The sequence below is a fragment of the Myxococcus sp. MxC21-1 genome (assembly GCF_032612255.1).
GTDB classification, from domain to species: Bacteria; Myxococcota; Myxococcia; order Myxococcales; family Myxococcaceae; genus Myxococcus; species Myxococcus virescens.
Window position 1 is genome coordinate 8,915,789 of sequence record NZ_CP123278.1, and the last position, 12,144, is coordinate 8,927,932.

A 12,144-nucleotide genomic window follows, 5' to 3' on the forward strand; every position below is an offset into this window, starting at 1 on the left:
GAAAGAGTCCAGGAACACCCTGCTTCCGAGTAAAGCAGAAGGAGCCCCCCGACATGTACGCTCAAGTGGTGGATGAGGCCGACATTCAGTACGCGCACCGAGTGGACCGCAAGGCGCTGGCGGCCATCACCCGGGAGCTGTCGAAGGTGAACAATGGTCGTGCGCTGTGGGCCATGGCCGCTCAGTGGCTCGTCATCGCGGCGGCATTTGCCTTCGTTCTATTCGTGGACCGCTGGTGGGCCTGGCCGCTGGCGGCGGTGCTCATCGCCACCCGGCAGCACGCGCTGCTGGCGCTGATGCACGAGGCGGCGCACTACCACTTCCTGTCCAACCGCAAGGTGTCGGACGTGGTCAGCGATCTGCTCTGCGCCTTCCCGCTGAACATGACGACGGCGGGCTACCGGCACGAGCACATGCTGCACCACCGCTACGTGAATACGCCGAAGGACCCGTACCTCGCTGGCCAGCTGGTGGACGCCTCCTGGCACTTCCCCCGCACGCCGATGCGCGCCACGGCCGTCTTCCTGGCGGACGCGCTGGGCCTGTACGCCCCCAATCACCTGAAGGTGGTGCTGCCCTGGACGTACTGGGGCCGCCTGGTGGGCCGCGCGCAGCCCCGCATCTCCGCGGGCGAACACCTGCGCTACTGGCTGTACGTGGCCACGCTCGTCACGGTGCTGGTGACGACGGGCGCGTGGCTGCACTGGCTGCTCTTGTGGGTGCTGCCGACGACGACGGTGATGATGGCCTTCTTCCGGATGCGCGCCCTGGGTGAGCACCCCATCGAGGAGACGACGTCCGGTGACGAGACGCGCGAGACGCGCGACATCCTGGGCACCGCGCTGGAGAACTTCTTCATCGCGCCGCTCAACGTGAACCTGCACCTCACCCACCACGCCTTCCCCTCCGTGCCCTTCTACAACCTGCCCGCCATGCACGCGCAGCTCGACAAGGCCGGCCTGCTGGAGAACGGCGTGAACCAGTTCGACACGTACCTGGGCAAGGAGAACAGCCTCATCCAGTACCTCACGCGTGAGCCGGAGGCCTCCGCCGCCGCGGCCGCCGCGGCCCAGCCGTCGCGCCTGAGCCAGCCGCTCCACTCGTAGTGGTCGCCGCGAGCCGGCCTCGCCCCGTGCCGTCCAGGTGTAGCCGGGGGCTCCACCCAGGATGGCCGGCGAGGTCTGGGCCCGCGGTCAGAAGCGCCGCAGCGAGGACCAGGGGAAGGGCTTCCAGAAGGGCGTCACCACGTCCTCGCCCTCCAGCGGAAACCAGGGTCCGGTGTCGCCTCCCGCGGAGAGCACGTGGAAGTCCTGCGCGGGCATGAAACCCTGCCCCAGCAGCGCCACCCGCTTCCCCGCCGCGTTGGCCGCCACGTCCAGCACCAGCACCGCGTGCCCGGGACTTCCACCCAGCACGAAGAAGTCCCCGGGCCGCACGTCCTCGCGCGAGGGCCGCCCCTTGAGGGATTCCAGTGAGTGCGTGCCCGCGTAGGTGAAGACCAGGTCCAGCCACGCGCGGAAGCTGGCGCGTGAGGCATCCGGCGCCGCGCCGCGCACCCACGACACCTTCGAGCCCGATACCCGCGCCCGGTCCCCTTCCGCGTACCGAGGCCACTCCGCCGGTGCCCGCTGGTGAAGCGGTAGGCCAGGCGCTCCCGCTTGCCGCTGGCCCAGAGCCACTCCGCATGGAGGCGGATGACGGAGTCCGCGCACTGCTGGAGGTTGGCGGTGCCCACGTCCAGCTCCGCCACCGCCGCCAGCCGAGCGTCCTCCGGCGCCAGAATCCGCCCGCCCTGGTGGCTGAGCACCGGCGTGCCGTCCGGCCGCAGCGGCAGGCCTCGCAGCCGGCCCCGAAGGAGCCCTTCACCACCGACACCCGCGTGTAGCCCTCCGGCGGCGCCACCGCAGCCTCCAAGGGGCGCACCACCGCCTGGGCCGGCAGCCATGCGTAGCGCGCCAGCTCCTCTCGCGTCGCGGGCCGGGGCTGCCCCTCCTCCACGGCCCATCCGGAGACAGGGAGCAGGCACAAGGCCCACAAGAGCGTCCAGGCCCACGGACGAAAGCGGCCCTCGGTGGCGGACCAGGACGGGGAGGACGAGCACGGCGAGCAGTCGAACGCGGACACGAAGCAGCCATCTCCAGGAGTCAGGGCGGCACGACAGGTGGCGCCGCGGGTTGGAGGTTTCTCACGGGCCTGGAGTTCCCTCACGCTCGCTCGAGTCCGATCGCTCCCTGACTGCCCCGCGTTCCCGGGGGTGGGTCTACCGCTGAACGCTCGCCGCCCCCGGAACGTGCGCGGCTGGGACCGAGCACTACCTTGAGTCTTATGCGCCGACAGGCGAGCCTCGCGCTGCTCAACACCTTGTCGCTGACCCGGCTGCCCCTGGCGGTGGCCTTCATCCTCGTCCCGGATGCCTGGGTTCGCGCGGGGCTCGTGGTGTTGGCCGCCTTCACGGACTTTCTGGATGGGTGGATTGCCCGGCACAAGGGGCTCGCCACGCGGCTGGGCGCGCTCATCGACCCGGTGGCCGACCGCGCCTTCATGGTGACGGCCATCCTCGTCTGCTACCTCGACGGGCTCATCAGCGGGGTGGCGGTGCTGCTGCTGGTGCTGCGCGACGTCGGCACCACCGTGGGCTTCTTCGTCGCCCGACTGGCGCCCAGGCTGCGCTCGGTGGAACTGAAGGCGCGGATGCTGGGCAAGGCCGTCACGTCCTTGCAGTTGGTGACGCTGCTGTGCGTGCTGCTGTTTCCCCCCGCGGTGGTGCCCCTGGTCGCGCTCATCGGCGTCCTGTCCTTCGCGTCCGTGGTGGACTACTCCCACGCGGTGCTGAAGGCCCGGGAGCGGGACGCCGGACCGCGGCGGATGAAGCCGGAGTCCGGCGGCGCGACCTCCTCGGGCTCCTCCCTGCCGCCCGTGCGCAAGTAGGGCCGCGGCGTCAGGGCTGCGCCGCCGAGTCCGCGGGTTGGGCTTCGGGAAGCCCCAGCACCCGGGCCCTTTCGGTGGCGATGGCGGAGCGTTCGCCCTCGCTCATCTCCATCCAGACTTCATCCATGTCGTCGAGCAGACCGTCCTCCTCGGGTGAGTCGCCTTCAGGGTGCCGGACGCGGACGAGCCGCAGCTTGTTCAGGAGTGCACGGTAACGGTCGTAAGCAGACATGATGGGAACCTCCCCCTCGGGGACGAGCATCGGGCGTGCGACTGACGAAGCGTGGATGGGCCTGGCACCTCACTTCCCAGCCGGAGTGGAAGGGAGCACGGAAATCTCCATCGTCCGCTCTTCATCCAGCAGGTTCACCACTGCTCGGACGTGGTCGCCGGGCTCGAGCTTCCGCAAGGCGATATTGCGCCCATCCCGAAACACCCGCGTCCGAGGGTCCACGCGCAGCGTCAGCGGCGGACCTTCCCCGAGGGCGATGGCCACCTCCGTGTCGCCCACGGAGCGCACCACGCCGGTATAGACGGCGTCCACCACGGCCGTCCCCGGAGGCGACGGCACGTCCGAGCCCTCGGGTGGCACGTCATCGACGACGCCCGCGCCCCCGTGCCGCCCGTGCCTGTGTCCTGCTGGTCAGCCGTTTCCCGCCGAGGGCTCACCACCCTCGCGCCTGGGGGAATGCCCGCGCCGCCCGTGCCCGTGACTTGCCCCCGGAGCTGCGTCACCTCCTGGCGAAGCTGCAACAGCTCCGCGCGCAGTTGGTCCACTTCACGCTGGAGCGCCGCGGCATCCGTCGAAGTCAGGGCCTGTCCTGTTGGCGCCTGCTCCGTCCGCGCGGGCCTCTGCTGCGTGCCTTGCGCCGTCGCCACGCCGCCACAGAGCAACATGGACAGCCCCACGATACCCAACACCCACAAGCTTGCTCTGCGCAGCATGAGGCCCTGACCTCCTTTCCGTTTCAAAGGTGGGGCCTGCCGGGTGACGGACAACCACCGGCCCGGCCGGGATGCGCAGGGAGAGCCACCCACCCGGCGGGCCACCGCCTGCCCCCATGGGGAGCGCCCGCTGCGCGGAAATTCTTCGAGGCCACGCTGAAACTCCCAATCGCCTCGCGTCACTCCTGGGGCGCCGGGCCTGAGCAAGCCTGGTCCGGTGGTGTCACGCGGCGGACCGCGGCGCCACGGGTGTGTCTTTTCCTGGAGAACACCATGTCCAAGTCGTCTGTCTGGGTGAGCCTGAGTGTCGGTCTGGCGTTGGGTTTCGTGGGGGCGCGTGGCGCGTCCCACGGAGCTGGCCACGGGAACGGCCCATGCGGCCAACCTCGCGGCGAAGGCCCCCGCCCCCGGCGCGCGTCCGCGTGCGCCGATTTCGCCCACCGTCTACAAGGTGCCGGTCAATGACTCACCGACGGCGGGAGCGGAGGACGCGCTCGTCACGCTGGTGGAGTTCTCCGACTACGAGTGCCCGTTCTGCTCACGTGCGAACGGCACGGTGAAGCAACTCCAGGAGCGCTATGGCCGCAAGCTGCGCGTGGTGATGAAGCACCACCCGCTGGCCAACCACCCTCGCGCGCGGCCGGCGGCGCTGGCGGCGCTGGCGGCGGGTGAGCAGGGCAAGTTCTGGGAGATGCATGAGGCGCTCTTCGCCAACCCGCGAGCGCTGAGCGAGGCCGACCTGGAGCGCTACGCCATGAAGGTGGGCTTGAACATCTCGCGCTGGAACCAGGACCGCGCGGACCCGCGGCTGGCGGAGCGCATCCGCCAGGACGAAGCGCTGGCGATGCGGTTGGGCGCCACCGGCACGCCGGCCTTCTACGTGAATGGCCGCTTCATCAGCGGGGCCCAGCCGCTGGAGGTCTTCACGGGCGTGGTGGACGAGGAGCTGAGCAAGGCGGAGGCCCTGGTGCGGACGGGCGTGCGGCCGACGGAGGTCTACGCGCGCACCATCTCCGCCGGAAAGGACAGCCCGCCCACGGAGCAGATGATGCCCGAGGAGCCGGCCATCCAGCAGGTGGACGTGGGCACCGCGCCGACCCGGGGCCCGGCCAACGCGCCGGTGACGGTGGTGGCGTTCTCGGACTTCGAGTGCCCGTTCTGCGCCCGCGTGGTGCCGACGATGAAGGCGCTGGAGGCCGCGTACCCCGGCAAGCTGCGGGTGGTCTTCAAGCACCAGCCCCTGGCGCAGCACGCGAACGCACAGGTGGCGGCGGAGGCGGCCATGGAGGCGCACGCGCAGGGCAGGTTCTGGGAGTTCCACGACGTGCTCTTCGCCAACCAGCGCAAGCTGGACCGGGCGTCGCTGGAGGAATACGCGCGGCAGGTGGGCCTGGACGTGGGCCGCTTCAACGCGGCGCTGGACTCGCGCAAGCATGACGCGCACGTGTCCGCGGACGTCGCCCAGGCCATGCGCGTGGGCGCCACGGGCACGCCCACGTTCTTCATCAACGGCCGTCCGGTGACGGGCGCCCGGCCGGTGGAGCACTTCCGCGCCATCATCGACGACGAGCTGCGGAAGGCGGCGCGGTAGTCGCGCAGCGACTCACGGCGCCGAGGCCGCGACCTCTGAATCAGAGACCGCGGCCTCCGGCTCCGGCGGCCGTCTCAACACGCCCACGTTCGTCACCTCGCGGGCGTTGACGTTGAACTCCACCGTCCCAAGAGAGGTGCGCAGCACGTGTCTCCCCGGCTTCAACCCCGGCACGAAGATGCTGCCATCCAACCGTGTGTAGTGCGACGCACCGACCCACTCATCGTTGACGGTGATGGCCTCGCGGGAGCCCCAGGGGTGGTCGTCCCCGAAATCCATCATCCCGGCGACGGCGCCCGTCTCCTCCAGGTGGATGTCGACGGACACGCGCTCCCCCTTCCCGCCTCGGACGACGGCGCTGCCCGCGCGGCCATCCGGCAGCCACGCGAAGATTCGCCCCGCGCCAACCCGGGGCGTCACCACGAATTCGGGGCCATCGAAGCGGACCTGCGCGTGGTCCTCGGCCGAGTTGCCACACCCCCGCCCCCGTGGACCGGGCTTCTGCGACCCAATCCAGGCCCCCTTCACCGGCGTGCCGTCCGGGAGGAAGACGCGACCGGAGACCTCGAACTCGCCAGGATCGCTGGTGTACAGCTGCCACACCCTCCCGCCCTCCTCGAGCGCGGAGAAGGGGAACGCGATGACCGCCGGAGCACCGGGCGCCAGCGTCACGTCCTTCCGTGCCGACACCGCCCGCCCGTTCCGGTGGCCCCACACGGAGAGGGAGTGGCGCCCCGACTCGGTGACGCCCGTGAAGGTGCCGTCCTGCTGGGGCTGGAGCTGGACATTCACGTGGACGGACTCCACCGACTCCGCCCCACGCCGGCGCCCCATCACCGGCTTGACGGTGACGGGAACGAACGCCCCGAGCTGGAAGTCGAACCGCCGCACCTCGCCGGCGGTCAGCTCCGCGCCCACGGACCGGCTGAGCCCCTCTCCCTCGGGGGCGAAAGGCGTCATGCTGACGGGATAGCCCGGCGTCACGCCATCCAGCGTGTAGCGCCCCCGTGCATCCGTCGTGGCCCAGACGGGCGTCATCTCCAGCAACATCGGGTCACCGGGCGCGACCAGCCGGACACCCTCCGCCGGCGTCCCGTCATGCAGGAGGACCTGCCCTTCCACGAAGGCCCCTGGCGGCAGCTTCAGCTCCACGACGAGCGAGCCCCCGGCGACCACGCCCACGTCCCGCTCACAGCGCTCGGCGTGACCGGCCCCTCGTGCGCAGACGGCCATCACGCCCGCGCCAGGCGCCATGAAGGTCGCCACGCCCGACGCGTCCGTCAGCGCTGTCTCGTCGGGCAACTGCGCTCCCAGGCCGGACGCGAACAACCCTCGGAGGAGCGATACCCGAGCGCCCGCCAGCGGCGCACCGCTGCCCTGGGAGACGGCCCGGACCTGAATCGAGTCCGCCGCGCCATCCATCGTCGGCGGCGGCGGGGGAAGCGGCGGCAGGGAGGGGAGCTGCGCGAACGCTGGAAAGGGCACCTCCACGAGCACCGGCTGCGCCGCCCGCTCCGCGCGCCACATGCCCAGTCCTCCGAGCACCGCCGCCATGGCACTCAGCCCCATGCCCCAGCGAAACCCGTGCATCATTGAACGGCCCCCAGTTCCAGCAGTGGAACCGGGAGGCTACCACTCTCCGTCCGGGTGGCACATCCCGGCCCGGCTACTCGCTGCCGTAGCCCGCGCTCTGCACGTCGATGAGGCGGCCGTTCTCGAACGTCACCACCTGCATGAAGCGGCGCGGCCCGAAGTTGTAGGTCCACTCCTCGTACTCCCGGGTGACGGACCGCCGCTCCGTCGTGACGCCCCCCGTGTTCCTGTCCGGCGTCACCGAGCCCGCAGAGTCCGTCACCGTGCGGAAGTTCTTCGCCGCCGGCTCCCCACACTTGGCGAGCACCTCGGTCTTGAGCGCTCCATCCGCCACCAGCGCCTGGCCACAGCGGAGCGAGGCCGCCTCCGCCGCCACCGGCACCCCGGCCATTGAAAGCACGACCGCCAATCCAAGAGCTCGCATGGGGTGTCTCCTCTCCATTCAGGTCAACGGCGCAGGATGTCCGTGTGGGCGGAGCACGCTACGCGTAGGGGTTGTAGAACTTCGCGAACGTCGCCTTGGCGAAATCGCCGAAAGTCATTCCAGGCTGGAAGGCGCCCACCTTCTGCTCGGCGGGGTCCACGCCCTCCGGCGGACGCAGGTGCATGTCATTGTCCGGCTGCATGAACACCGCGAAGGTGGCGCGGGAGATGTTGCGGCTGGCCGGATGGGCCAGCGCCTGCACCGCGTGCGGCGTGGACCGCAGCAGCCCGCCGGTGACAATCTGGGAGCTTTCGCCAATCTGGAAGGCCAGGCTGTCCTTCGGGATGACGACCTTGCGCTCCTCGCCGGTCCGCGTGCGCACGTACAGGCCCGCCTCCGGGTCCGGCACCGGGATGTCCTTGCGCGCCGGCTCCGTCGCGCCCGGCTCGGCCTCGAAGTACATGGCCGGGCACAGCGCCGTGAGCGAGCCATGGTCGCTGTGCCAGCCGCACCACGAGTCGCGCGTGCGCGGCGTCGCGTCCTCGTTGATGGCGAAGTAGTAGAGCAGCCGCGCCTTGCACGCGCGCGAATCACGAATCGTCTTCGCCAGCGCCGCGTCCGGTGCCAGGCGGCTGCCCAGCCTGGCCTGCACGTACTTGTCGCACTGCTCGGCGACCAGCACGCCCACGTCCACCATCCGCTGGCCCAGCGCCATGAAGGCGGGCCGCAGCTCCGGGAAGTCCGCGTCCGGCCACACGTTGGGGTGGTAGTTCTCCGGGTGCTTCTCGATGAGCTCCGCGTCGGTGTGCGGCACGTCGTACTGCGGGTTGTTGTAGTACGAGCCCTTGAACTCGTCGAACTGGCCGGGGCGCAGCAGCTCCTTCCCGTGGCTCCAGCCGAACGAGTAGCTGCTGCGCGCGTGGACGTAGCGGTCCTTCACCTCGGTGGGCAGCGCGGCGAAGCGGAAGCCCAGGGGCAGCAGGTTGTCGCGCAGCTCGGACAGCCCGGGGATGCCCCGAACGACGAGCAGGCCAATGCCGTCATGCCCGTAGGCGCGCTCGATGGCGGCGCTCAGGTCCGCGCCCGCCACGAGCTGCGCATAGTCGAGAAGAACCACTCCGTCTTTCGTTTCCGCCACGTCGCTGCTCATCCCAGGTGCCTCGTGTCTTCTCCCCACGGTGCCACACCGGCATCCGCGCCGGGCAGGGTGTGCACAGGCCACCCGTGACAAGGGAGACGGGCGCCATACTGCCCGGTTTGGGCGCATGCGTGCCACCTGCGTCTCTCGGTGGTGGGCGGAAACCCCTGCTCCCATCCCTGCTCTCGTGCCAGGCCCCGCTCCCTCGTCCCCCAGGGCAGTCGCGCGCGGAACCCACCAGGATTCACATGGGGAGTCGTATTTCCTCTCACAAGGAGAACCCCGCGATGGAAAGCCCGCTGTATACCGGAGAGGTCCGTACCGTCGGAGAGAGCATGGCGCGCAGCATCACCGACGCGGGCGCCTTCAAGATATTCATGGACGAGCCCGTGGAGTTGGGTGGCCGCAATGGCGCCCCCAGTCCGCTCGACTTCATCCTGGCCGCACACGCGGGCTGCCTGAACTACATGACCTTCTACATCGCCCGGGAGCTGGGCATCCCGGTGACGCGCACGGACATCACCGTGCGCGGCGCATTGGACCCGTCGACGTTCGCCGGCAAGGGTGGCGGCGCCCGCGCGGGCTACCAGGCCCTGGAGGTCACCCTCCAGGTCCACACGCCCGCGAATGCGGATCAACTCGCCCTCCTCAAGCGCGAGGTGGAGGCGCGCTGCCCGGTGAGCGACAACCTCGCCAACGCCACGCCGGTGCACCTCACCTTGAAGGCCGCTACTTCGGAGGCGTGACAGGCACCGGCGCCACCAGGGCGCGGCGCGGCCGGGCCGGGGGACGAGGAAGAGCAGCCGCCCCTTCTGCTTCATCATCCCCGCCGCCAGCTCCGCCTGCGGGCCCGCGCCCCAGAAGACGTCCACCCGGCCCGCGCCCCGGATGGCCCCGCCCGTGTCCTGATTGAGCATGAAGCGCGACAGCGGCTTCCACTGCACGGAGCCATCCGCCATGCGCACCGGGCGCTCGGTGTGGATGAAGGCCAGGCCGCCCTTGGGGAACAGCCGCGCGTCCGTCGCGATGGAGCGCCCCGCCGTCACCGGCCGCCCGAGCGAACCCACCGACGCGGTGTTGAGGAAGCGGAAGAACACGTAGGACTCGTTGTGGTCGAGCACCCGGTGGCACTGCTGGGGATTCGCGGCCAGCCACGCGCGCAGCGCCTGCATCGACATCTCCTCCTTGGGGATGGCGCCCTCCTGGATGAGCAACGAGCCGATGCTGCGGTACGGCTTCCCATTCGACGCGGCGTAGCCGATGCGGCGCCGGCTCCCATCCGGCAGGAGCAACGAACCGCTGCCCTGCACCTCCAGGAAGAAGAGCGCCACCGGGTCCTTGGCCCATGCCAGCTCCAGCTTCCGTCCGCTGAGCCGCCCCCCACGGATGTCCCCGCGCGACCAGTACGGCACCACCTTCCGCCCGTCGAGCCGGCCGAAGACGCGCTCCGACTTGAAGCGCTCCGCGAAGGGCTCCAGTGGGACCTCAATCAAATCGGACGGAGGCCCGTGGATGGGCACGTTGTACACGTCCGTGCGCGTCAGGCTCGCCTCGATGGTCGGCTCGTAGTAGCCGGTGAAGAGCACCTGGCCGTCCTCGCCTCCGGCGGCCTCCATCGGCTCGAAGTCCTCCAGGACCAGGGCCCACAGCGCCTCCGGCGTTAGGTCCTCGCGAAGCCGCGCGTGCAGGCGCTCCAGGGCGGTCCGCAGCTCGGCGATGGAGACCTGCCGCGCGCCGTAGATGAAGCGGTGGTCGGATGGGCGGCTGCGCAGCCACACGAGGCTCTCCGCGACGGCGGTGCGCAGGGACGCGACGTCACCGTCATCCCGGGGCTCCATCTTGCGAGACAGGCCGACGAGCGCGTCCTCGGGCTTGGTGACGGGAGCGCGGGTGGGGCTGGGACAGGCCAAGGCGAGGAGCCCCAGCGCCGACAGCAGGAGGATTCGGAGGTGCCGCATGTCCATGTGGCTCCTCTACCTATCGCACCTGCCCCAGTGCGCGAATGGGAACGGCGTGTGCCGGGATGAGCGAGCGGCCAGGCGTCAGCGGCCCTGGGCGACCGACTTCGCGGAAGCGCGGCGCCGGCGACCAGAGGCGAGGCGTCTTGCTGGAACCGCACCAGCCACACCAGCCGTTCGGGCGTCCATCCGCGCTTCGGTCCCGCGTCGCGCACCAGGCACCAGACGGCCACCCGCCGCGCCTCCGCGCTCCGGCTCGCGGTGAGCCGGGCCTCCACCGCCTCCAGGCAGCGGAGCAACGTGGGGAGCCCCTCGCCCTGGTCGCACCGGGCCAGGACCCGAATGGCCTTCTCTCGCACCACGGGCCGGGCGTCATCCACCAGCGCGAACAGCGCCTCCTTCGGCGCCCAATCCAGCGCCGCGAGCGTCGTGACACACCAGAGCACCGTCCACGTGTTCAGGTCCGGCTGCTCCATCAGGCGCCGCACCGCGCGCACATAGATGACGCTCTGCTCCGGCGTCCACCGATGGAACCATGGGACACGAACGCCATCAGCCAGCCCCTCCCCCTTCGCGAAGCGACCGGTGATGACAGGTGCGTCCAGATAAGGCGTCAGCAGGTCCTGCCGGCAGCGGTACAGGTACTCGTTCACGACTGAGAAGCGGAGGACGCTGGCATCGGCCTCCAGCAGGTCAGGCAGCAACGCAGCGAAGTTGGCCGAGGCGCGTTGACGGAGCACATTCAGCGCATCCTGTGTCTCCTCACCCAGGCGCCGTGCGACCCGCTCCAGACCGAAGACGAGCTCGGTGTGCAACGGACGCCCATTCCCCTCCGAGCGCGCCAACGTGATGAGCTCCGCGAACCAACCCTGGTCCAGGAAACGCCGGACCGTGGCGCCCACGGTGGACTCGAAGCCCGCGCGGTCGTGATTGGACTGCCACTGGGTCATCGCCAGCGCCTGCGAGGGCAAGGGCGACGCATCGCGCATGGCAGCGAAGAGTTCCGGCAGGCCCGGCACCAGGTGCACACGAGCGGCGCCAGGTGAACTGGGCGAACAGGGCGAGGCGCCGCTCATACGCATCACCTCGGGACAACGCCCCCAGAATCTCGCGGACACCGGCGTCCTTCAGGGCCAGGTGCCCCAGCTCCACCATCCGGCGAACGCGAGCATCATGGTAGGTACCAGACAGCTCGGCGCGCAGCTCGGCGAGGCGAATTTCAGGCATGGCCGCGGGGGACTGCCCCTGAAGCATCCCCTCATTTGCGATTTTCCCTCGGAGCTTGCTTGCTCGGCTGCCCATGCGTTCTCCGAGGGGAATCTTCAAATGAGGGGATTGCTCAGGGACTGCCCTTCACACCCAGGCCAGACAAATGGCCCTATGCCTCTCAAGAGTTGATCAAAATCGCGCGGCCGAGCGTCTTTGCGGCCCGGGACAACCCGGATGGGAGGCTCGGCGCGTATGACACGGTGTCCCAGGGTGTAGGCAGACCCGCGGCGCGCATGGAGCGCGACCCCGGCCACGGTGAGTGGGAGCAGGCCAGATGGGTGGGTCATCCAGTCGAGGA

Annotated in this window: 9 protein-coding genes and 2 pseudogenes; 4 read left to right on the forward strand and 7 right to left on the reverse strand. The window is 70.1% G+C overall.

What is annotated here, in order from left to right:
- The first annotated feature begins 53 nt into the window (after positions 1-53).
- A complete protein-coding gene (locus tag QEG98_RS40190) occupies positions 54-1,106 on the forward strand; it encodes a fatty acid desaturase family protein (protein ID WP_316565122.1) in 1,053 nt (350 codons plus the stop codon).
- A gap of 87 nt (positions 1,107-1,193) precedes the next feature.
- On the opposite strand, the pseudogene QEG98_RS42615 reads toward QEG98_RS40190, so the two are convergent.
- A pseudogene (locus QEG98_RS42615) lies at positions 1,194-2,208 on the reverse strand (DUF4846 domain-containing protein).
- A gap of 117 nt (positions 2,209-2,325) precedes the next feature.
- On the opposite strand from QEG98_RS42615, the gene QEG98_RS40205 reads away from it, so the two are divergent.
- Positions 2,326-2,928 carry a CDP-alcohol phosphatidyltransferase family protein gene (locus QEG98_RS40205; protein ID WP_090495622.1) on the forward strand — a complete coding sequence of 201 codons (603 nt, stop codon included), beginning with the start codon at positions 2,326-2,328 and terminating at the stop codon, positions 2,926-2,928.
- Positions 2,929-2,938: 10 nt separating this feature from the next.
- Here the strand turns inward: QEG98_RS40205 and QEG98_RS40210 are convergent, their stop codons facing one another.
- Together QEG98_RS40210 and QEG98_RS40215 are read right to left on the reverse strand one after the other, a co-directional pair.
- Positions 2,939-3,160, reverse strand: coding sequence for a hypothetical protein (locus tag QEG98_RS40210; protein ID WP_228558450.1), 222 nt, complete (start codon positions 3,158-3,160; stop codon positions 2,939-2,941).
- Between the two features lie 69 nt (positions 3,161-3,229).
- Positions 3,230-3,520, reverse strand: a complete 291-nt coding sequence (locus QEG98_RS40215) for a hypothetical protein (RefSeq protein ID WP_316565124.1) — start codon at positions 3,518-3,520, stop codon at positions 3,230-3,232.
- A gap of 690 nt (positions 3,521-4,210) precedes the next feature.
- Between QEG98_RS40215 and QEG98_RS40220 the strand changes: the two genes are divergently transcribed.
- Positions 4,211-5,464, forward strand: coding sequence for a DsbA family protein (locus tag QEG98_RS40220; RefSeq protein ID WP_316565125.1), 1,254 nt, complete (start codon positions 4,211-4,213; stop codon positions 5,462-5,464).
- A gap of 12 nt (positions 5,465-5,476) precedes the next feature.
- On the opposite strand, the gene QEG98_RS40225 is transcribed toward QEG98_RS40220, so the two are convergent.
- The 3 genes from QEG98_RS40225 to QEG98_RS40235 all read right to left on the reverse strand — a co-directional run bounded on the left by QEG98_RS40225 (position 5,477) and on the right by QEG98_RS40235 (position 8,619).
- On the reverse strand, positions 5,477-7,057 hold the full coding sequence (locus QEG98_RS40225; protein ID WP_316565126.1) for a carboxypeptidase-like regulatory domain-containing protein: 1,581 nt from the start codon (positions 7,055-7,057) through the stop codon (positions 5,477-5,479).
- 73 nt (positions 7,058-7,130) lie between these two features.
- On the reverse strand, positions 7,131-7,499 hold the full coding sequence (locus QEG98_RS40230) for a DUF2845 domain-containing protein (protein ID WP_011557225.1): 369 nt from the start codon (positions 7,497-7,499) through the stop codon (positions 7,131-7,133).
- A 40-nt stretch (positions 7,500-7,539) separates the two neighbouring features.
- Positions 7,540-8,619 (reverse strand): 2-oxoglutarate and iron-dependent oxygenase domain-containing protein, encoded by a 1,080-nt coding sequence (locus tag QEG98_RS40235; protein ID WP_228565136.1) that lies wholly within the window; start codon positions 8,617-8,619, stop codon positions 7,540-7,542.
- A 377-nt stretch (positions 8,620-8,996) separates the two neighbouring features.
- Here QEG98_RS40235 and QEG98_RS40240 point away from each other — a divergent pair, with 377 nt between their 5' ends.
- Positions 8,997-9,365, forward strand: coding sequence for an OsmC family protein (locus QEG98_RS40240; RefSeq protein WP_316568043.1), 369 nt, complete (start codon positions 8,997-8,999; stop codon positions 9,363-9,365).
- Here the strand turns inward: QEG98_RS40240 and QEG98_RS40245 are convergent.
- Positions 9,349-10,583, reverse strand: a pseudogene (locus QEG98_RS40245) (murein transglycosylase A). The gene QEG98_RS40240 and the pseudogene QEG98_RS40245 overlap by 17 nt on opposite strands.
- Between the last annotated feature and the right edge of the window lie 1,561 nt (positions 10,584-12,144).

Bases quoted from the DNA above. Each gene is read 5' to 3' on its own strand.
- QEG98_RS40190 (WP_316565122.1), top strand. From the start codon at position 54: ATGTACGCTCAAGTGGTGGATGAGGCCGACATTCAGTACGCGCACCGA.
- QEG98_RS40205 (WP_090495622.1), top strand. From the start codon at position 2,326: ATGCGCCGACAGGCGAGCCTCGCGCTGCTCAACACCTTGTCGCTGACC.
- QEG98_RS40210 (WP_228558450.1), bottom strand. From the start codon at position 3,160: ATGTCTGCTTACGACCGTTACCGTGCACTCCTGAACAAGCTGCGGCTC.
- QEG98_RS40225 (WP_316565126.1), bottom strand. From the start codon at position 7,057: ATGATGCACGGGTTTCGCTGGGGCATGGGGCTGAGTGCCATGGCGGCG.
- QEG98_RS40230 (WP_011557225.1), bottom strand. From the start codon at position 7,499: ATGGAGAGGAGACACCCCATGCGAGCTCTTGGATTGGCGGTCGTGCTT.
- QEG98_RS40240 (WP_316568043.1), top strand. From the start codon at position 8,997: ATGGACGAGCCCGTGGAGTTGGGTGGCCGCAATGGCGCCCCCAGTCCG.